Below are 22954 nucleotides of genomic sequence, written 5' to 3'. Positions count from 1 at the left end.
TAATTTAATTAAAAATCAATACGAACTTATTATAACATTTTCTCTATTTTCTGTATATACTATTTTTTCATTATTATTTGTAGATAAATATTTATAAATTATATTATAATCTTTATTTCCTGCTTTAAATGATAAATTTGTGTAGCTAAAATTATTTATTATAATATTTGTATTAATAATATTTCTGCGTTCTTTTATATCAACATTATTTTTTGGCATTGTTATAACCATTATCCAAGGGCTAAATCTTTTTGTATTATTTATAGTTGAAGCTTTGGCTGTATATAATTTTTGATTTCCTATATTAGTTTCTAATACTTCATAATTTAATTTATCTTCTGATAATAATTTTATATAGCTTGTAGAATATTTACCTTCAATGATAAAGCCATCATTATTATTACTAATAGGAAGTTTGCTGTTTATATTCCATTTATATTTGTATCCATTAATATAATTTTCATTATTTATATTGGGTAAAGCTTCTATATCTTCTTTTATTATCAATATATTTGGTTTTAAATAATAAAATGTTCTTTCAAAATTTCTGAGTGTTGTTTTATAAGTATAGACATTATTTGCTTTAGCTTTAGTAAAGAAAAGTTTGTTATTATTAGTGATGCTTATTATTTTTGAAAAACTTGATGGTTTTTCTTCTATTCTATATTCATTGGTGGTATCAGATATTGTTATTGTATTATGAAAGTCCGCATATTTAAATATTTCTTTATTATCATTATTATAAAAATACCCAAGCTCATCTATAATACTGTCTCCATAATTATAATAAACAAAGCTCATTCTGTCATTATGATTAAGCCCGTAGGATTTATATGCATTATACCCTTTAGCATATACTCCTAAATATTGACTGTTCAATGATTTTATATCTTTATTGTATATTGCAGTTTCTATATTTTTAAAATAGCTACTTTGATATTCATTATTTAAAACACTAACAGCATCATCTTTTATAGAATGATTATTCCATAAAAGCATATAGGGTAAATACTTTATATCAATAGCTTCACTTTGTCCAAACACAGAATAGTTTTTGTAAAGAGCACTATTATAAGTTTTACTTAAAAGCTCCATAATTGCACTTCTTGCACCATTATCAAAACGCATTTTACTTCTATTATCTATTAATGTATATCCAATAGGGAAGGTATATCCTGATGGGTAGCCTATAATAGATAAATATTTACCTATATTTCTAAATGATTCATATTCAAATACATTAACAACTCCAGCATTTTTTAAAGCATTAGCATATATTAAAATATTTAAAATAATTTCAAATGAGTTATCCAAAGAAGCTTTTAAACTGCCGTCATCTTCAAACATACTAAATATTATAGAGTTTATATATTTAAGAGAAAATAAATACCAATTTTTTACTTCTTCTTGATATAAGTTTTCATTTAGCATGTTTAATGATATTAAACCTAAGGTTGTTATATATTTTATGTTATTGGCATCTCTATATAATGAAGGATTATTAATTATGTATTTATATAATATGTTTCCATAATCTACAAATTTTTGTTTTATTAATACTATTTCTTCAGATGATAATTCATTATTTAATATATCAAAAGGCATTAATAATGAATTGGCTAATATATATGATGCTTCTATATTATTAAAGTTTTCTATATTGTTTTCATTTAAAAGTGCAATATCTTTTATTATTTGCTTTATATCATATTGAAATGCGGTATTCTCTTTTTCTAAATAGGCTCTTAAACTCATAAGCATTATATGTGAGGGGAGATTTGCAAAATATATTTTATTATTTTCATTGGTGTATGATATATTATCTAAATACCATTTACCTACATTATTTGAAGTATATAGCTTAAAATAATTAAAATTTCTTAAAAATGCTGATTGAGGAATTCTCTTAGAATTATATATATTATTTAATAAATTAAGAGTTGCAGCGTCTGTAAAAATAAAAGGTCTTTGAGTATTTGCTTTTGTATTTGTTATAGTATTAATATCTTTAGTTTTATCTGTTATAAAGAAGTGATATATTTTTCTTAAATTAGTATCTCCATTTTCATCTAAAGCAATGTACCATTTTCCATTGTTTAATTTATTTGTAATATCAAAAAAATTATTATTTCTAATTGTATATTCGTATGTATTATTAAAAGACAAGTCTTGTGATAAATACACTTTAAGTAAATTTAACTTTTTGTTAATCATAAAAAATGGCGGGTTGCTTTTTGCTATATGACCGCTTTCAGGTAAAACTAATGCTATTGTATTATTATATTCATTTATTTTTTCATTTAAAGAAATTGTAACTTTTTCTTTTGTATCATAGTTGCCGACACTCTCTAAGCTTATTTCTATATTTTTTATTTTTTCGTTAGATAAATGCGGAGAAAAATTGGTGGCATATAATTCTATGTTAATAGTTTGATTAACAATAGGGTTTACAATGGAATAACTTTTTTTTATATTATCTTCTTCTACACATATATCTAATAGGGTGGGTATATTATCAGTTTCTATATTATAACTTAACATAATCCCATTTTTTATTTTTTTGTTCATTTCTAATTCTATGTATTTAGGATATATTTTATTATATTCAGGAAAAGATATAGTATATGAATCTTCTTTTTTATTATAAACTGCATTTATCTCGCCAACTGTAACATTCTTTGATGAACAAGAGATTATGTTTATAATAATAGAAAAAATAAAAAATAAATATTTAAACATAAAAAACTTCTATTCCAATCTAACTCTATGCAAACCTCTAAGATAATAAGTTATGTCTTGTATGTTTTTATCTATCATTTGTTTGTATTCATCTGGTATATTTTGATCTCTTATTAGCTTGAACATATCAAGACCTTCTTGTAAATTACCGAGCAAACTTATTCTTGCAGCGTTTCTTAATATTTTTTTGTATTTTGAATAATACATATTTTCAGGCATATTATCAAATCCATAAGTGATAACGAGTTTCTTTTCATAATCATCAGTATCATCAAGAAGCTTCATTCTCATAGTAGGAGTTTCACTTGCAGGTCTTAGTTGAGTTTCTGGTTTTGATAATTTACTTGTTTCTTTTGGGGCTTCTACTTTTACTGTAATATTAGGAACTTGCTGATTTGGAGATGATGTTGTTATAGTTTGCTTACTTCCATCTTCATTGTTTGTAACTATTGTTTGACCTGAAGTCTGAGGATTGTAACCTTCATTTATTTCAACTCTGCTGTTTTCAATTTTGTCTATTATTGTAAATGGACGTTTTTGAGCATTATCATTTTGATACGTGTCTTCTAATCTGCTTTCTACTAAATCTTCTAATTGTTCTGATGCTTTATTTAATCTATCTTCACCTTCTGTTAGAGTTTCTTTTTTGTTTTCTTTTTCTTTTTGTTCTCTATAATCGTCCATAGCAGCACACATTATGCCAGCCATTTTTTTTATTCCTTCTTCTGTTGCGGGGTCTATATCAAAGGCTTTATCTCCTTGCATGTTCAAGGTGTCAGTTGTACCATTAGGGTCTAATGGGTTTTCTGGCATATTAGGATTATTATAATAATTAACTTGACTGTTTTTTATAGTTGATGCTATGTCTTTTGCTGAACTTTGTATATTGCTTCTTATTAGTCTTAATTTTTCTTCTTCTTTTTTTAGATGTTCTCTTTTTTTATCTAATAACTCTCTTTCTTTTTTTATTCTTTTTAATATTTTTAAATTTTCTCTAAATTTTTCTTTATCTTCTTTTGAAAGTTTATTAGCATTTTTTTTATTTTCTTTTAATTGCTGTATTGCATTTTTTAATTTCTCAGTAACTTCTTTTCTTAAATTTTCTGATTGTTCTAATCTCTTTTTTAAATCATTTATTTCTTTTACATTGCCTTTAGAGCCTTTACTTTCTTCTTTTAATGCTTCTATTTGTTCGCTTAATTTAATATTATTAGCTTCAATTTTGTTTTTTTGATTTTCAGATTCTTTTAATTTATTTTCTAAGTCTTTTATTAGTTTTGAAGTTTCTTTGTCTTTTTTGTCTGTATCTTTATTAGCTTGTAATGCTTCTTTTATTTTTGAGTTTAATTCTTTGTTTTGACTTTCTATTTTTTCTTTTTCTGCTTGTAGAGTTTTTAATTTGCTTTCTAAGTCTTTAATTAATTTTGAAGTTTCTTTGTCTTTCTTGTCTGTATCTTTATTAGCTTGTAATGCTTCTTTTATTTTTGAGTTTAATTCTTTGTTTTGACTTTCTATTTTCTCTTTTTCTGCTTGTAGAGTTTTTAATTTGCTTTCTAAATCTTTAATTAGTTTTGAAGTTTCTTTATCTTTTTTATCAGTATCTTTATTAGCTTGTAATGCTTCTTTTATTTTTAAATTTAATTCTTTATTTTGTGCTTCTATCTTTTTCTTTTCTTCTTCTAATTTTTTATTATTCTTCTCTAATAGCTCTAATCTTTTTTTTAACTTAATGATATCAGCATTAATTGTTTTTACATTTTCTGTTTTGTATTTTTTTATATTTTCTTCTAACTGTTTTATTTTTTCTTTATATTTATCTTCAAGCTTTTTATATTTATCTTCTAATTTCTTTTTTTGTAAATCTATTACTTTTATATATTTCTCATTTAATTCTACTATCTTTGCTTCAGATTTATCTAATTTTGTTTGCAATTTTTCTGCAATTTTTTTGTAGTTTTCTTTATTTTCTTCAGTTGTTTTTTTTACAGCCATTTTTTAAACCGCCATTAAATATATTATAATACCTATTCGTATTAACGGTAATTTTTTTAATATGTTAACAAAAATATTTTATATTATTAAAAATTAATAGTTTATAACAACTTGAAAGAACAAGTAAAAGTTTAAGAAAATAGCTAATAATTTAATATTTTTTATATTTTAATTTTAGAAAATAAAAAATAATTATATTATATAATAAATATTAAGTACAATAAAAAATTACACACTAAAATTTTACTGCACTTGATATCATTATAAACATTATTTATTAGGTCTTCCAAAAGAAATACCCAAATAAAGCTCTATACCAAAAGAAGAAAAATTATATTTACTATATACATTATAAAAACCTAATCTATAAGTATCAAGCTCCATACCAAAATTATATATTAAATTTCCTCCAATTTTAAAAGACCATCTGTCTGAAAAATAAAAATATCTTACAACATTCAATTTTATATAAGGCATAAAAGGAAGCTTATACATAAAAGCAATATTTTTTTGATTAAACTCTGTCATATATTTATAATTATCAATAAGTCCAAATGAATAATCTGCCTTATTAGCTGTACTGTATAAAGGAATTAAAATTCCGCCTCCTATGCCTAAAGAAACTTTATTGTGAAAATTTAGCCTAAGCAAATATCCTAAAATAATACTATGATAATCATATACATAATATCCATCATCAGTATAATAATCTTTACTGCCCCTTCTCTCCCTCATATAATAATTATATCCTGTTTCAATCATACTGCTTATACTGGTTAAAATATTATTATTAATTTCATCATTTCTGCCCAATGACAGCAATATGCTTAATGAAAGTCCAGCACCTACTCTAAAACCATCTAAATTTTTTTTAAAAGAATATCCTTCATTGTAACTGAAATCAAATGTACTGCCTGAAGAAACAGAAAAATCAAATTCAAAGGAAGAAGCAAATACTATATTTGAAAATATAAATAGTATTATTAGTATATTTTTCATAAATTATCCTTTTTAATTTAAGGTTTTAATATAAATCTAACCTTTTTTGTTTTAATCCCTATTTATAATTGATATTATATTGTAAAATATTAAAATATCAATAATAAAAAATAATTATTATTAATAACCAAAATTGATATATGTAATCTTATTAAAATATTGAAATAAAAAATATTTATGATAGAATATACTAAAAATAAGGAATGAGGTCTCCTTAGATTATTTAATCAATTTGTTAAATAATTAAACCGCTTATTTATTTTTTTCAAAACTATCAAAAAATATAAAAGCTGATGACTTCTGCAAATTTATGATTTTTTATAAACTTAAATTATTTTTTAATACTTAATTTAAGTGATTTATGATTTTTGCAGATAATAGCTTTTTATATTTCTACAATTTATATCATAATAAAAAATCAAATACTAATAAAAAAGGATTATGCAATTATGCTTCTCAGTTTGGCATTGATATTTTTATGCGGAATGATACTTGGAAAAATATTCTCGCTTTTAAAACTCCCATCACTTTTAGGACTAATTATAACAGGTATAATATTAGGACCTTATTGCCTTAATTTGCTTGACAATTCAATACTTTCAATATCAGCAGATTTAAGAGAATTGGCACTTATTATAATACTTACTCGTGCTGGGCTTAACCTCGATATAGAAGACTTAAAGAGAGTAGGGCGTCCTGCAATATTAATGTGCTTTGTGCCTGCAAGTTTTGAAATAATAGGAATGATTTTAATAGCTCCAAAACTTTTTGATATCAGTTTATTAGATGCTGCTTTAATGGGTTCTGTTGTAGCTGCTGTATCTCCTGCTGTGCTTGTGCCAAAGATGCTTAAACTTATAGATGAAAAATACGGCACTAACAAAAGCATACCTCAATTATTAATGGCTGGTGCTTCTGTTGATGATATATTTGTAATAGTGTTATTTACATCTTTTACTTCGCTTGTTAAGGGAGGAAATATTTCTTACCTTGATTTTGTAAAAATACCTACTTCTATAATATTTGGGCTTTTATTAGGTGTGATTATAGGTTTTATATTATCAAAATTTTTTACTAAATTCCATATAAGAGATAGTGCTAAAGTAGTGATAATATTAAGCATATCTTTTATACTTGTAAGCATAGAAACTTCAATATCTAATTTATTTGGAGGAGTTATAGGGATATCTGGACTTTTAGCAGTTATGAGTATAGGGGCATATCTTAAAAAATCAAAAGAAGAATTATCAAAAAGGCTTTCTTTAAAATACTCAAAACTTTGGGTAGCTGCTGAAATTATTCTTTTTGTGTTAGTGGGTGCTGCCGTAAATATTAATTATGCTTTTAATGCTGGAGTTTTAGGAATAATATTAATATTTGCTGTTTTAATATTTAGAATGTTAGGGGTTCTTGTATCATTAATAAAAACCAAACTCAATAAAAAAGAACGCATATTTTCTATGATAGCATATTGCCCTAAAGCAACAGTGCAGGCTGCAATAGGCTCTATTCCTTTATCATTAGGTTTTGCCTCAGGAGAGATTATACTTGTAATAGCAGTACTTGCAATACTAATAACAGCACCGCTTGGAGCTTTTGCAATAGAAGCTTCTTACAAAAAGCTATTAGAACATGAATAGTATATACTTTAAATTTTTAATTTTTTATATTTTCTAAATGCACTATCAACTTTTTCCCGCCGCAAAAAGTTGCAAAAAGTGCAAGTATAAAATTAATACTAAATCATACTAAAATACTCTTACATGTAAGATAATTTATTAAATTAATGAATAAACTTACTAATTAATTATATTTTATTTAGGTATATTATTCGCTTTCTTTTATTAATACCACTAAACCAGCAGCCTCAAGTAAAGATACTATATATACTTTATCATTATCTTTTATATCTATAGCCATATTGCAAACACCAAATATTGGCTCTGGAGCAGGACGCACAATTACCTCAATACCAGCATCTGCTAATATTTTCTCTGCCTTTATTAAATCTCTTGGTGTTTTTAAATAACAAAAACTTTTAGTCATATATTAAAAATCCTATAATTTGTTTATAAGTACATCAGCTAAATATTCTAAATCTTCTTTTGTAGTATATGGTGAAAAAGAAAATCTTATAGCACCATTATTATTGTTGTAAAAATTATGAGCTAAAATTGCACAATGAAAACCATATCTGCATTCTATATTATAATCATCATATAACCTATGAGCAATTTCAGCCATGTTAGAATCACACTCTATAGAAAATAAAAAACCCTGTGAAGATTTATCTCTAGACCAAATTACTTTATATTTATTTGAGCTTTCTATTTTTTTTATAGTGTCTATCATGTCGTTTATTGTTATATTCCAAACAGGCCTGTTTTTTAATGCTGCTAAAAGCCCTATGATACCCACAGTATTAGGAGTGCCAGCTTCATATATTTCCGGCACACTGTAAGGAGTTTCAAAACCGTCCCCATAGCCTCCGCCAAAATATGATGCTTTAAGTTTACTAGGGTCCTTTACATAAAAACCGCCAGTACCAGTAGGACCAAGTAAGCCCTTATGACCAGTAAATGCTAAATAGTCTATATTCCAATCGTCAGCAAATATATCGCCAACACCTATATACTGAGTGGCATCAACGAGTAGGGGAATATCTTTGAGAATTTCTTTTATCTCTTTTATTGGCTGTATAACTCCGCTAATATTGCTTTCCATATTAACTATAGCAAGCGATATTTTTTCTTTTTCTATTATTTTTGATAAAGCTCCGATATCAATTTTTCCGTTATCTTTTGAAGGAATTAATTGATATTCAACATTTTTGTTTTTATGTAAATGATAAATAGGTCTTAGTACTGCATTATGCTCTAATGATGAAATTAAAACTTTTGTGTCATGCAAATCTAAACCTATTAATATATCATTAACAGCCCTTGTTGCTCCAGAAGTAAACACAATATTAGAGTCATTTTTTGTGCCTATAAATTTATTAGCTAAAAGCTCTCGGCACTCTTCTATCTTTTCTGTGGTGTATTTGCCCCTTTTGGTATTTACCCTTCCATAAGTGCCTCCGATATTAAGTAAAAAATTACTCATGTCTTGAGCGACTTCTTTAGGTTTAGGAAAACTCGTTGTTGAGTTATCAAAATAATAGTATTTCTCCATAAAAAATTATGCTCTTATTACAGCAGAAGCATTGGCCATAGCCTCTATTATACCAAGCATATTAGTTTGCTCTTCTACTTTTATTCCTTCCAATTCATAAAATTTAACACAAGTTCCGCAGAAAAATATTTTTATTCCCGCATCTCTAAGCTCTTGCAATAAACTTTTATAAGGCTCATCAATTCCTAAATAAACTCCTCCATTATAGCAATATAAAGCTTCAGGTTTTGGACTAGCATCTTTTAAAGCTCCTAAAAATGCTTTTAATAATAATTCTCCAAGTTCATCGTTTCCATGTCCCATAGCTTTTTTATCTACTACAGCAATCACAGGACCTGATGACTTTTCTTTAGTAGAGTCATTTTGTGATAATTCTTTGTTTTTTGTTATTTTGAAATTCATTCCATTATTAGAATATGTTATTTTATTGTTGTTTAGAAAATCAGTTATATTATGGAATGCCACCTCATCATCAATTAGCACCTCAATCTCTTCGTTGAGACTAGCATTCATTAAAGCTGTTTTAGTTAATATTAATGGTTTTGGGCAAGGAACGCCTCTTGCATCTACTGTTTTCATAAAAATACTCCTATACTATTATTAATTTTTTTAATTATTATTTTTAGTATCTGTTGCTATACCTAATCTTGTAAAACCAGCATTTTTTACACTGTCTATTACAGATATTAAAACCTGAGTTCTAACATCTTCATCTGACCTTATCTCTACAGGCTTAGCTAATTCTCCTTCAACTTTTGCTAAATTATTAAGATATCCGTCTATATCGTTTACTGCCTCTTCATTAACGTATATGCTGCCTTCTTTGGATATAGTTATTATTATATTTTCATTTTTTTCTTTGCCTACAGCTGAAGTAGACTTAGGTAAACTAATTTCTATTTGAGGAGTTTGCATGATTGTAGCTCCTATCATAAAAAATATTAGTAAGTTAAATACTATATCCATCATAGGAGTTAAATCTATGCCTTTTTTTATTGTAAACCTATGTCTAAACTTCATTGTATTGTTCTCTTTTATTTAACTGTTATAGTTCTTGTATTGCTTGAGAAATGTTCACCTTTATATAGTAATGAAACTTTATATTCGCCTTTACCATATTCTGCTTTAAATGTTTTGCTTATAACAGTGTTGCCTGCATCTGTAACATCATATATTACTTTACCTACATAAGTTTTACCGTCATCTCCAACTATTTGAGCCTTAGGGTCAGCCATTTCAACAGCTATCTTAAAATCAGTAAATGGTGCTTTATTTAATATTCTATATTGCACAGTAATATCATCACCATATTTTACTTCAGGCTTAAAATTAACAGACTCAGCTATAATATTTGCTAAAGTTACAGTAGTATATACTCCAACACCTCTTTTTGAAGCACCAACTCCCATAGAATTAAAATCTTTTGATAATATTACTTTTTTGTAGTCTGGTGTATTCATTAAATTTTTCACAATACTTGCAGCAGCATTTTTATCAGTTAATGGTATAACATCTAACTTTGTGAAACTTTCTGTAATATTTCCAACCATTTCTGGATATAATTTTAACTGTCTGCCTTTAGAGTCAAGACCTTCTAAATCAGTGTTGCTGAAGAATTTATTTTTAGCCATATTATCACTATGATAAAGTGCTAAAGAATGCAATCTTTGATTGTTTGGAAGTGGTGGAAGAGATACTTTGCTTCTCTCTAAATTGATTAATCTAAATACTTCATCTTCAATAACATCTGCATGTAATGCAAAAGCTGATATTAATATAAAAATCATTATTAAGCTAATTTTTTTCATTGTTATTTATCTCCAATTTATTATTTTTTCTATTATAATAATAAAACTATTTTATAATAATTTGTAAAAAATATAAAGATGTATTGCAAATAAAAATTGTTTAGCTTGTAGATAAAGAAAAACAAAATTTTCGAATAAACTAAAAATTATGATTATAGTTTTTTCTTCGCACGTTAGACATATTTATAAACTTAGTTTTTATGTAATTTTTAATTAATTTATATTTTTTAGTTAGTTTAGCGTGCGCTGAGCAGATGTAGCAGATGCGAAAAATATGTTTTTGTAGTTATGTAGATAAACAATAAATTTTATTTTTTATGATATTATATTCATAAATATCTATATATTTACATAATATCGCTATATTTTTATATTGATAATTTTACACTAAAATGTTATAATAATTTGAATATATTTCTATAAGGATAAAAATCTATGGCTGTAAAAAAGAATAATGAGAATAGTGAAGAGAGAAAATATTCCACACTAACAAAAGATATTCTAAAAAGAGTTGATCATATTTCTATAGAAAATGAATTAAAAGAATCTTATTTAAATTATGCTATGAGTGTTATAGTGTCAAGGGCTTTGCCAGATGTAAGAGACGGACTTAAGCCTGTGCATAGAAGAATACTTTATGCGATGTATGATGCTAATTTAACACATGATAAACCATATAAAAAGTCGGCTGCTACGGTTGGGGAAGTGTTGGCACGCTATCACCCGCACGGAGATGCTGCTGTTTACGGCACTATGGTGAGAATGGCACAAGACTTTTCTATGCGTTATTTGCTTGTAGACGGACAGGGTAACTTTGGTTCTGTGGACGATGACCCTCCTGCTGCTATGCGTTATACTGAAGCGAGAATGACTAAATTCGCAGAAGAAATGCTAAACGATATAGAAAAAGAAACTGTTAAATTTGTACCAAACTTCGATGATTCAAGAACAGAGCCTTCTGTGCTTCCTGCAACAGTGCCTCAGCTTTTAGTTAATGGCAGTATGGGTATTGCTATTGGTATGGCTACTAATATGCCTCCTCATAACTTAAAAGAGGTTGTTAATGCTATTGTTTATTATATAGACCATCAAGATACTGAAATTAAAGACTTGATGCGTTATATACAAGGTCCTGATTTCCCTACTGCTGGAATTATATATGGTAAAGAGGGTATTAAAGAGGCTTATACTACTGGTAAGGGAAGAATTAAATTAAGAGCAAGGCTTGAAATAGAAGAGACAAAAAAAGACAGAGAGGCTATTGTTGTAAAAGAGCTTCCTTATGGTGTTGTAAAGACCACTTTGCATGAAAAGATTGCTGAGTTAGTTAAACAAGGTAAAATTGAGGGCGTTGCTGATATTAGAGATGAGTCAAGCAATAGGTCTGGAATTAGGCTTATAATAGAGCTTAAAAAAGGTGTTGCTACTCAGATAGTTTTGAATCAGCTTTGGAAGCATACTGATTTAGAAATTACTTTTGGTATTATAAACCTTGCTTTGGTTAATGGCGAGCCTAAAGTATTAAACTTAAAAGAGCTTATAAAATATTTTGTTGATCACAGAGTTGAAGTAATAACAAAAAGAACAGAATATGATTTAAATCAAGCTAAAGCAAAAGCACATATATTAGAGGGCTTATTAATAGCTCAGGCTAATATTGAAGAGGTTATAAGAATAATTAGGCAGAGCGAAAACACAGAAGCTGCAAGAAACACTTTAATGAGTAAGTTTAAGCTATCAGAAAAACAAGCTCAAGCTATACTCGATATGCCTCTTAAACGTTTAACTGCTTTAGAAAAACTCAAAATAGAACAAGAATTACAACAGTTAAGAGAGTTTATTGCTTATTGTGAAGATTTACTTGCTCACCCAGAAAAGATACTTGCTGTTATTAAAGATGAACTTAAAAACATAGCAGAAAAATACGGCGATGACAGAAGAAGTGAGATAATAGGCAAAACTAATGATACTGAAATTGATGAAGAAGATTTGATTCATGATGAAGATGTGGCAGTATCTATCACTACTCAAGGCTTTATTAAGAGAGTACCTGCTTCAAGCTATCGTACTCAAGGAAGGGGCGGAGTAGGTGTACAAGGCGGTAAATCTCAAGGCGAACATTATATAGAGCATTTATTCGTTGCTTCTACTAAAGATTATTTATTTATATTCACAGACAGAGGTAAGGCTTTCTGGATGAAGGTGCATGAAATTCCTGCTCTCACAAAAACTTCACAAGGTAAGAGCATAAAGTTTATACTCAATTTAGCACCAGATGAAAAGATTACAAGCTACTTTACAGTATCTGAGTTTAACCCTAAACAATCAATTATAATGGTTACTAAGATGGGTACTATTAAGAAAATGGAGCTTAAACATCTTGAGAATGCTAAAAAGAGAGGTATACTTGCTTTAACATTAGAGAATAATGATGAGCTTATAGGGGTATCTGCTGTTGAAAGCGGTGATGACTTTATTATGACTACTGCTTCTGGTCTTGCTTTGAGAATAAATGAGCAGAAAGTAAGAAACATGGGAAGAGCTGCTTCTGGTGTTAAGGGTATTACTTTAGATGATAATGATGTTTGTGTATCTGGAAACGGCATACATAAAGGCGAGTCATTAATAGTTATCACTGAGAATGGTATAGGTAAAAGACTTTCTTCTAAACAATTTAATGCTAAAGGAAGAGGCGGAAAAGGTCAGATTTATATTAAGCCTGATAATAAAACAGGAAATGTAGTTAGTGTAAAAACTGTAGGCGACAAAGATGAGATAATGGTTGTTACTACAGATGACATGACTATAAAGATAAAGGCTGATTCTATACCAGAGTTAGGAAGAAACGCTAAGGGTGTAAAAATAGTTAATATTTCTGACGGTGCTAAAGTAAGTGATTTGGCTGTAGTGCCTGCAGATACTGAAAAATAAATAAACAAATAAAAAATTATATTATTAAGCCTGTATTTTTAATACGGGCTTTTTTATGCTTGATGATTACTCTAAAAAGTAAAGATAAGTAAAAAATATAAAAATATAGTAAAAAAAGTAGTGGTTTATAAAAAAAAATAGTAAAAAAAACTTAATTTTTTAAAAAAATATTAAAAAAACTTTACAAAGTATATGTTGATGTGTTATAATATATACATAAACAACAATGAAGGGGAGAAAAATCCAATGAAAAAATTTTTATTAATAATATCTATTATATCAGTAGCAGTAATTTCTTGTGCTGATAAATCTTCAACAAGCGGTAAACCTGTAAGTTCTATTGCACCAAGTGCAAACAGTGCTGTAAAAGAAGGTACTCCAATAGCCCAATGGGATGGAAAAAACAATATATCAGCTTCTTTATCTGGTGCCGTAGCTGCTCAAGCAGATGAAACAACTGACCCTACATATGATTTACTTTCTAGATTATATACAACTACTTGGTATCAATCTGAAGATGATTATGATGATGGCGTAGTGGAAACTGAAACTACTTTTTTATTCTTTGATAAAGATTCAAAAATTAGAGAAGTTGAATATGAAAATGGAATACAAGATGACCCTGCTGAATATTCAGCTGTATCAGAGCAAGCAGCAGTAAAAACTACTGCAATGCAAGGTGTTGATAATAGTATTTGGAATGCAGTGGTTGTAAAAACTACAGAGTTAGGAGAACGTGACACAGACTGGTCATTATTATACTTAAAAGATAGAGATATTTTATATGTAGTAGAATTAGATGGTGCTAATAATGTGGACACTGCAAAAACAAGAGCAGAAGGAATAGTTAAATCAATAGAAGATGGTAGTGCAGGTACTGTATATAATGATGATAAGTTTATATTATCTGTTGTTAAGTAAATAAAAACATATTTAATTAAGAAAATAAGTGATTTACTTTTATAAATAGTTTTAGAGGCTTAAGCGGTATTGATTACCCTTAAGCCTTTTTTATTGCATATTTAAAACCCATATTAATAAAAAATTGTTTGTATAATTTCTTTATTTTATTGCTCTAAAAAAGTAAAAACAAGTAAAATATATAAAAATATAGTAAAAAAATATCGCAATTCATAGAAAAATAGTAAAAAAAACTTAATTTTTTTAAAAAACAAGTAAAATAAACTTTACAAATTGATTTATTTTGTTTATAATATATACATAAACAACAATAAACAACAATGAAGGAGAGAAAAAATGAAAAAATTTTTATTAATATTGTCAATAATATCAATGGCAGCTATTTCATGCGCTGATAAAGATGCTGCAGGCGGAGCTACAGAATCTACTGTAAGTGCAAATATACCAAGTATGTCTAAACAAACTTTAAAAGGTACATCAGTAAGTGCTCAGCAAGCTATTGCTCTTTCAGTATCAGCTCAAGCTAATCAAGGCGGGGCATCTTCTACTGATATTACAACAGGTAATATTACAGAAGTAACAACTGAAGAAACTGGTACATATAATTTATTAGAAAGATTATATAGCACTACTTGGGTAAGTGTTGAAAGCGGTTGGGATGATGGAAGACCAGAAACAGAAGAAACTTATATTTTCTTTGACTCTGATTCAGAAATGGTTGAAAGAGAATATGAAAATGGAGTATTAGACGGAAGAGATGATTATTCTAAATTAGTATGGCAAAAAGATATACAAGTACCAGCTGGTAGCGGAAATATATTTGGTACAGCAATGCCTCTTCCAGAAACAGGTACTGATTATAGTAGAAATGCTTGTATAGTTAAAAATATGGAAAAAGGTGATTACGATACTGATTATGAAATATATTTTATGACTGGAGAAGGAGATAATAGAGTTTTATATGTAGTTGATGGTGATAATGAAACAGATGTACTTAATGAGTTTAAAGAATTATTAGTACAAATAGCTAAAGGTAAAGTAGATAGCGATAATAGATATGTTTTAGCTAAAGCAGCAAAATAATAGTTTGCTCTTAAATAGTTTGAGAGGCTTAAGTGGTATTGATTGCCCTTAAGCCTTTTTTATTGCATACTTAAAACTATTATTTGCTTTAATAAATATTTATGTTGTTTTTGATTTAATATTTAGTATGTAAAATATAATTAGTATTACTTTCTTAACTTGTACTTTTTGCAACTTTGACGAAGTCCGCACCGTGACTGAAAGGAGTCCTTCAGGACGACCGAAGGGAGTGCCTGCGACCGTAGGAAGTACTTTTAGGTATGGTGCGAAGGCGGGAAAATAACAACAAAAAAATTGATAGAAAATAATTGTTTTAATATTATAAGTTTATTAAAAATATTTTTTAAATTTTTTGTTTGTGGTGGCTTTGCCCCCACACCCCCACTTCTTTTATTGGTATAAAAGAAGCAAAAGAACTGCATTTTTACAGAATATAGCCACAAACATATGGCATTATTTTATATATATTTATAAGCAGTAAAATTAAAAACAAGATAAATATTTATTAATATACTCTTAAGACAAGTATATATAAAACTATACTTAAATATAATCAATAATCTAATTTTATAAGATAATCTATTTTATCTACAAGCTTAGAGAAAGGACGCTCTACATTTATCATTGAGTTTTCTAAGGCATTGCCGTTTTCATCTTCTATATATATCTCATAAAATAATTCTTTATGATCTTCTTTGTTTTCAAATGTAAGTCTTATAAAAATAAAATCATTGATATTAATTCTATCCAACTTTGGCTCGTATTCAAGCTTCTTTATCTCTTTGCTTAATAATTCTTTACCCAAATTCTCTACTACAACATTGTATATAGATTCTAATTCTTTTCTTATATAATGTACGTTATTGTCAAACATAAACACCCCTAATTTTATCTTACTTTATGTCTTTTTATTTTAGCTTCTTCTATGCTTCTGTTTTCCCATTCTATAGAAATATTAGCAACAGAGGAATTTAATAATTCTCTTTTTGCAGCATTTTTTTGAGCCGTATCCAATGATGCTAACTTGTTTATATCAGCCTTTTCTTCTGATAAAACTTTTATAACAGCAACTCCATTATTTAATTTTATAACTTCACTTTTATCACCAACATTCAAAGAAAATACAGTGCTATTAAATATAGGGCTAGATGACTCTGGTATAACGTTTCCATCAGTGGCATTTACTAACCCTTGAGCATAAGAGAATGGTACTGAAGATTTATAGTATTTTATATTTCCATTGTTTAAAGCGGCAAAATTATTGTTATTGGCAACAGCATTTTTTAATACTTCTACTTGTTTAGATTTTTCTGCTTCAATTAATACTTTAAGATTATCATTTAAATAACTATCTCTTAAAACTCCTGTATTAACATCTGTGTATTTTTCTGGAAGTCTTATATCATTAATTAATACTATATAGTAAACACCATTAACATTGATAGGAGATAGTAAAATATTAGTTTGTGTATTTGTAAATACTCTATCTGCTATATTTTTATCTATTTCCATTCTTGTAACATAGCCTAAATGATAGTCATTGGTATAAATACTTTTCTCTACCACTGTTTTATCAAATAAAGTAATGTCATTTTTTAATGTTTTATATACATTTTCAGCATCTTTAGCATTAGCCATAAGTATCCAAGATATGTCAGCTTGTACAAAATTAGTTTTATTATCATTAAAATATTTGTCTATATCTACTTCAAGTATGTCAGCACTTCTTACTATCTCAGAAGCATCTATATAAAGCATTTCAATATCTCTTTTCGTAAGATTTTTTATATATTGTCTTTCTAATTCTAAAGAATTAACTTTAACACCATTAAATAACTCTAAAGCTATAGTTTGAGCCATAATAGTTTCTTTTAAATCTTTTTCTATTCTAATTTTTTCTGCTTGAGGAGTATTTTTAATAAAAGCATCATAAGCCATTTGGTTGTAATTGCCGTTACTATCTATAAATTGGCTTTGCATATATTGAAGTATTATTTTATCGCTTACTGCAATATTTTTTGCAGCTAAATCATCTAAAAGTATAGTAGTAACAGCTCTTCTAAAGGCCAAATCTTCTATATTGGCATATACATCAGCATTCATAGGTATTCCAAATTGCTGATAATAATTTTCTATTTCTCTAAAAGCTTTACCATAAGGACTTGTAGAAGTATAATAAATAGGAGTGCCATTAACAGAACCTATTGTAGGAGTTTTTTGGCTTCCTCTAGTATCTATTACTAAAAAATATATTATAAGCAAAATGGATACAGCAGATACTCCAATCCATTGCAAAGTTTTAATTACGGGACTCTTTTTTTTGATTGCTATTTTTTTGTTAGATGACATTTATTTATCCTCAAAGATTTTTTTATTAATTAACTTTAATATGTTAATTATATAAAAAAGCTTTCAAAAAATCAAGTAATTTTCTATATATATGTTGTTTGTGTTGTATAATGTTTTATAGTTTGCAGAGAATAAATTTTGAAAAATTATTGTATTTCTATTTAATTTTGAATATTTTTTACCGTAAATATTTATAGTGTATTATAATATTGTTTTTAAATTGCTTTTTAACTTGATATTTAACATAATTGGGTATAAAATAAGATTTAGAAAAATAGGGGTATAATTTTATGTCATTTGTTCATTTACATGTACATACTCAGTATTCTATACTTGATGGTGCTGCTCGTATTAAATCATTATATTCTAAAAAAGATAAAACTAAAAGACTCATACCTGGCTTAATAGATAGGGCAAAAGAATTAGATATGCCAGCTATAGCTATGACAGACCATGGTAATATGTTTGGAGCTATGGAGTTTTTTTCTGAGGCTAAAGATAAAGGAATTATACCTATCATAGGATGCGAAGTATATGTTGCTCCAAAGACGAGATTTGACAAAAAATTAGATAATTCTGAAGAGAAAAGTGCTATGCATTTGGTTCTTCTTGCTAAAGATAAAGAGGGATATAACAATTTATGTAAATTAGTAACTCATGGATATACTGAAGGTTTTTATTATAGACCAAGAGTAGACCATGAATTGATAGAAAGATATAGTAAGGGGTTAATTTGTTTATCTGCTTGTATGGGAGGGGAGATTCCTATAGCATTAAGAAAAAAAGATTATAAGCAGGCTTTGCAATTAGCAAGGTATTATAAATCAATATTTGGAGAAGATTTTTATATAGAGCTTCAGGATCATGGTTTGCCAGAAGAAAAGACTTTAAATAGTGATTTATATAAAGTTGCCAAAAACGAAAATATAGAATTAGTAGTTACGAATGATGTGCATTATGTATTAAAAGAAGATGCTAAGGCTCATGAGATACTTTTAGCAATACAAACTAAAGCTACTTTAGATATGCCAAGAAGATATAAATTTCCAAGCAATGAGTTTCATTTGAAAACTGAAGAAGAGATGAGAAAATCTTTTGCTAAACTTCCGAAGGCTTTTGAAAATACAGTAAAAATAGCAGAGCAATGTAAAGATTTAAATATAATGACTAAAACATATTATATGCCTAATTATGAACTTCCTAATGGAGAGACAGAAACTACGGCATTAAAAAAGATGTGTATAGAAGGACTTAATAAGTATTATAATAACAATATTCCAAAAGAGGCTATGGATAGACTTGAGATGGAGCTTGGGGTTATAGCTAAGATGGGTTTTGAAGGTTATTTTTTAGTAGTTCAAGACTTCATTAATTATGCAAGAAATAATGATGTTGCAGTTGGTCCTGGAAGGGGCAGCGCTGCGGGTTCAATAGTTGCATTTGCTACAGGGATTACGAAGGTTAACCCTTTAGATTATAATTTGCTTTTTGAGAGATTTTTAAATCCGGAAAGAAAAAGCATGCCCGATATAGATGTTGACTTTCAAGATGATAAAAGAGAAGTTGTAATAGATTATGTAACAAAAAAATACGGTAAGGACAATGTTTCACAAATAGCTACTTTTGGTGCTTTGGGGGGACGTTCTGTTGTAAGAGATGTTTGCCGTGTTATGGGTATAGATTTAGCTACTGCTGATAGACTTGCTAAAAGCATACCTAATGATGTAAAAAGGGTTGTAGATATATATGATCATCCTGATTGTGCTGCTTTAGTAAAAGAAATAGAAGGAAGCAGAGAATTAAAGAATATGTATGAAATATCTATGAGGCTTGATGGATTAGTAAGAAATGTTGGGCTTCATGCTGCTGGTGTAATTATATCATCTCATCCTATAATGGATTTAGCTCCTGTTTATCAGGATTCCAAGACTGGTACAAGAGCTTGTCAATATGAGATGACTTATGTTGAAAGTGCGGGTCTTATAAAAATGGACTTTTTGGGTATTAAAAACTTAAGACTCATAAAAGATGCTATAAAAGATATAAAAGAGAGATATGGTGTTGAAATAGATATAGACAAACTTCCATTAGATGATGAAGCTGTTTATGATATATTTAGGCGTGCTGATACAGGCGGAGTTTTCCAGTTTGAAAGTCCTGGTATGCGCCAGATGCTTATAAATATTCAGCCTACAGGTTTTGATGATTTAGTATCAAGCGTAGCATTATATCGTCCAGGTCCTTTGAACTCTGGAATGGATAAAGATTATGCTGACAGAAAAAATAAAAGAAAAGAGATAGTATACAAGCATCCAGATTTAGAGCCTATACTTAAAGAAAGTCAGGGAGTGTTAATATATCAAGAGCAAATTATGGCTATAAGTAGGGTTATTGGAGGTTTTACTGCCGCCGAAGCAGATGATTTAAGAAAGGCTATGGGTAAAAAAATCGTAGAGAAGATGAACTCTATGAGAGAGAAGTTTATTAACGGCGGACTTGAAAGGGGCTATGATGAAGAATTGTTAAATTATCTTTTTGATACAATGAAAGGTTTTGCTGAATATGGTTTTAATAAATCTCACTCTGTTTGTTATGCTTTAATAGCTTATCAAGAAGCTTATATTAAAGCTCATTACCCAATGGAATATTATGTAGCTTTGCTTAATACAGTCATAGATGATACTGACAAGATAGCATTATATTTAAATGAAATTAAGCAAAAAAATATAGAAGTTGTTACTGCGAGCGTTTTTGAAAGCGATGCATTATTCTCTCAAAAGAATGGCAAGATAGTATATGCTTTGCATGCTGTTAAAGGTGTGGGGCTTCAGGCTGCTTTAGCTATACAAGAAGAGAGAGAAAATAATGGTCCATTTAAAAATTTAGAAGACTTTGTAAAACGAGTTGATGTTCATTTGGTTAATAGAAAGGTTTATGAAACGCTTATAAAATGCGGAGCTTTCTCTGAATTTGGTCATACTGAAAGTGCATTACTTTCTTCGCTTGATGCAATACTTGCTCATGCTTCTAATTATCAAAAAGAAACATTATCAGGACAAACTATGCTTTTTGATTCTATGTCTGAAGATGATACAGGAAGTGCTTCTTTAGTGATAGAAAAACAAGTTGAATACCCTAATAATATTTTAATGGAAAATGAAAAAGAAGTTTTAGGCTTTTCTTTAAGATATCATCCTTTTGCAAGATATATTACAAAAATTGATTATAAATATTTTAATAATTTACTTGAATTGGAAGAACTTGAAGATAAATATGAGTTTTCTATACCAGCAATCTTGATGAACATATCAGAAGGTACTACAAAGAAAAATAGTCCTATGCTTATATTAAAAGTTATAGATTTATTTACAGAGAGTACTTTCTATATTACAACAAAAGTAGATAAATATAGAGAATTGCTTGATGAAAATATGGGCATACTTATAAAAGGTAAGAGAGATAAAAATAAGTTTTCAGGTAAAATATACAATAACATAACAGAGATAAAAGATTTAGACAGTGTACTTAATGACAAAAAGAATGTCTTAAAAGAAGTAAAAAGAGAAATAAAAAGAGATAATGCAGAGACTTTGGTGACAGAAAATAAAATACCTAAGCCGTCTAATGAAAATACTAAAGAAGCAGCTGCGGTAAAAAGAGAAAATAATATTATAAAAAATACTAATACAGGAAAAAAACAATTAGCTCTTTATGTTAATAAAAATATATTTGATGATATGGATTTGTTATGTTTGCAAAACGCTATATCATCAAACCCTGGTGATTATACTATTTTCTTAAAACTAAAATCAGAAAGCGGTACCGAAGTATTTAAGATAGGCGAAAATTACAAAGTTGATCCTAATCAGAGATTTTTAACCGAAGCTAAAAGTGCTTTAAGGTCTTTGATAGAAATAGAATATGCATGATTATTATATGTAGTTTTATTTTGAGTTTTATAATTGACTAAACAATATTTTTATTATATAATTGAATATCTTTAATAATTGTATTATTAATTTTGGGGTATGCTTTATGCTTGATTATGTTTTAAAGAGATTGTTTATATCAGTTTTAACTTTATTTGTCATAGTAACTATCACTTTTTTCTTAATGCATACTGTACCGGGAGGACCTTTCGTTGGGGAGAAACCGCTTAGTAAGGTTGCTTTAGAAAATTTAAATAAAAAATATGGTTTAGATAAGCCTCTTGTAGTTCAATATGCAAACTATCTTAAAAATGCAATTAAAGGAGATTTAGGTACTTCTCTTACTAAAATAGGTCAATCTGTATCAGGTACTATAGTAAGAGCTTTTCCTGTATCTTTTAGACTTGGAATATTTAGTATGTTTATTTCCACTACTATAGGGGTTTTATTTGGTATAATTGCTGCTCTTAGACAGGGTAAGGCTATAGATAGGGCTGTCATGGTTGCTGCTACTTTGGGTATAGCAGTACCGAGTTTTGTTGTTGCTACTGTTTCTATTATTATTTTTTCTGTTAAATTAAAATTACTTCCTGCGTATGGTTTTGATTCTTTTAGACAGTATTTAATGCCTGGTTTTGCTTTATCTTTTAGTTCACTTAGTTTTATGGCTAGGCTTATGAGAAGTTCTATGCTTGATGTTATTCACCAAGATTATATAAAAACAGCTAGGGCAAAGGGTATATCAAGAAGTATTATTATATTTAAGCATGCTTTAAGAAATGCTATTATACCAATAGTTACATATATAGGACCGCTTGCTGCAGGTATACTTACTGGTTCTTTTGTTGTAGAGAAAATATTTAATATACCTGGTCTTGGAAGGTATTTTGTTGAAAGCATTACCCAAAGGGATTATCCTACAATATTAGGAGTTACTATATTTTATGGTGCTTTTTTAATAGCAATGAATTTCTTAGTTGATTTATCTTATGGTATTATAGACCCTAGAATAAAAATTCAAGATTAATG

The 22954-nt window shown here is 27.9% G+C and carries 16 protein-coding genes; 6 read left to right on the top strand and 10 right to left on the bottom strand.

The window, feature by feature from the left end:
• Positions 1–15: 15 nt before the first annotated feature.
• The 3 genes from R4I97_RS06655 to R4I97_RS06645 all read right to left on the bottom strand — a co-directional run bounded on the left by R4I97_RS06655 (position 16) and on the right by R4I97_RS06645 (position 5730).
• Positions 16–2739 (bottom strand): heparinase II/III domain-containing protein, encoded by a 2724-nt coding sequence (locus tag R4I97_RS06655; protein WP_335784300.1) that lies wholly within the window; start codon positions 2737–2739, stop codon positions 16–18.
• Between the two features lie 9 nt (positions 2740–2748).
• On the bottom strand, positions 2749–4731 hold the full coding sequence (locus R4I97_RS06650; RefSeq protein ID WP_335784299.1) for a hypothetical protein: 1983 nt from the start codon (positions 4729–4731) through the stop codon (positions 2749–2751).
• Positions 4732–5001: 270 nt separating this feature from the next.
• The gene (locus R4I97_RS06645; RefSeq protein ID WP_335784298.1) at positions 5002–5730 is read right to left on the bottom strand and encodes a hypothetical protein; all 729 of its coding nucleotides are present in this window, start codon (positions 5728–5730) and stop codon (positions 5002–5004) included.
• A 449-nt stretch (positions 5731–6179) separates the two neighbouring features.
• On the opposite strand from R4I97_RS06645, the gene R4I97_RS06640 reads away from it, so the two are divergent.
• Positions 6180–7370 carry a cation:proton antiporter gene (locus tag R4I97_RS06640; RefSeq protein WP_335784297.1) on the top strand — a complete coding sequence of 397 codons (1191 nt, stop codon included), beginning with the start codon at positions 6180–6182 and terminating at the stop codon, positions 7368–7370.
• Positions 7371–7557: 187 nt separating this feature from the next.
• Here R4I97_RS06640 and R4I97_RS06635 read toward each other — a convergent pair whose 3' ends face one another.
• From R4I97_RS06635 to R4I97_RS06615, 5 genes are read right to left on the bottom strand one after another with little or no spacing between them, the layout of a single operon-like run.
• Positions 7558–7776 (bottom strand): putative Se/S carrier-like protein, encoded by a 219-nt coding sequence (locus tag R4I97_RS06635; RefSeq protein ID WP_157146080.1) that lies wholly within the window; start codon positions 7774–7776, stop codon positions 7558–7560.
• A 12-nt stretch (positions 7777–7788) separates the two neighbouring features.
• Positions 7789–8904 carry an aminotransferase class V-fold PLP-dependent enzyme gene (locus R4I97_RS06630; RefSeq protein WP_335784296.1) on the bottom strand — a complete coding sequence of 372 codons (1116 nt, stop codon included), beginning with the start codon at positions 8902–8904 and terminating at the stop codon, positions 7789–7791.
• Positions 8905–8910: 6 nt separating this feature from the next.
• Entirely contained in the window at positions 8911–9483 is a 573-nt protein-coding gene (yedF, locus tag R4I97_RS06625; RefSeq protein WP_335784295.1) for a sulfurtransferase-like selenium metabolism protein YedF, read from the bottom strand.
• 30 nt (positions 9484–9513) lie between these two features.
• Positions 9514–9924 carry a biopolymer transporter ExbD gene (locus R4I97_RS06620; RefSeq protein WP_335784294.1) on the bottom strand — a complete coding sequence of 137 codons (411 nt, stop codon included), beginning with the start codon at positions 9922–9924 and terminating at the stop codon, positions 9514–9516.
• A gap of 14 nt (positions 9925–9938) precedes the next feature.
• On the bottom strand, positions 9939–10712 hold the full coding sequence (locus tag R4I97_RS06615; protein WP_335784293.1) for a CAP domain-containing protein: 774 nt from the start codon (positions 10710–10712) through the stop codon (positions 9939–9941).
• 435 nt (positions 10713–11147) lie between these two features.
• On the opposite strand from R4I97_RS06615, the gene gyrA reads away from it, so the two are divergent.
• The 3 genes from gyrA to R4I97_RS06600 all read left to right on the top strand — a co-directional run bounded on the left by gyrA (position 11148) and on the right by R4I97_RS06600 (position 15647).
• Positions 11148–13643 carry a DNA gyrase subunit A gene (gene gyrA, locus R4I97_RS06610; protein WP_335784292.1) on the top strand — a complete coding sequence of 832 codons (2496 nt, stop codon included), beginning with the start codon at positions 11148–11150 and terminating at the stop codon, positions 13641–13643.
• 246 nt (positions 13644–13889) lie between these two features.
• Entirely contained in the window at positions 13890–14564 is a 675-nt protein-coding gene (locus R4I97_RS06605) for a hypothetical protein (RefSeq protein WP_335784291.1), read from the top strand.
• A 336-nt stretch (positions 14565–14900) separates the two neighbouring features.
• Entirely contained in the window at positions 14901–15647 is a 747-nt protein-coding gene (locus tag R4I97_RS06600) for a hypothetical protein (RefSeq protein WP_335784290.1), read from the top strand.
• Positions 15648–16200: 553 nt separating this feature from the next.
• Here the strand turns inward: R4I97_RS06600 and R4I97_RS06595 are convergent.
• A complete protein-coding gene (locus tag R4I97_RS06595) occupies positions 16201–16521 on the bottom strand; it encodes a hypothetical protein (protein ID WP_014933366.1) in 321 nt (106 codons plus the stop codon).
• A gap of 14 nt (positions 16522–16535) precedes the next feature.
• Positions 16536–17996 (bottom strand): SurA N-terminal domain-containing protein, encoded by a 1461-nt coding sequence (locus R4I97_RS06590; protein WP_335784289.1) that lies wholly within the window; start codon positions 17994–17996, stop codon positions 16536–16538.
• Positions 17997–18286: 290 nt separating this feature from the next.
• Here R4I97_RS06590 and dnaE point away from each other — a divergent pair, with 290 nt between their 5' ends.
• Entirely contained in the window at positions 18287–21925 is a 3639-nt protein-coding gene (gene dnaE / locus R4I97_RS06585) for a DNA polymerase III subunit alpha (protein WP_335784288.1), read from the top strand.
• 106 nt (positions 21926–22031) lie between these two features.
• The gene (locus R4I97_RS06580) at positions 22032–22952 is read left to right on the top strand and encodes an ABC transporter permease (protein ID WP_335784287.1); all 921 of its coding nucleotides are present in this window, start codon (positions 22032–22034) and stop codon (positions 22950–22952) included.
• Positions 22953–22954: the final 2 nt, after the last annotated feature.

Source organism: Brachyspira pilosicoli, assembly GCF_036997485.1.
In the GTDB taxonomy this organism is placed as follows: domain Bacteria; phylum Spirochaetota; class Brachyspiria; order Brachyspirales; family Brachyspiraceae; genus Brachyspira; species Brachyspira pilosicoli_C.
Note: the sequence above shows the minus strand (reverse complement) of the source record. Positions and strands in the feature narration are given on the sequence as shown.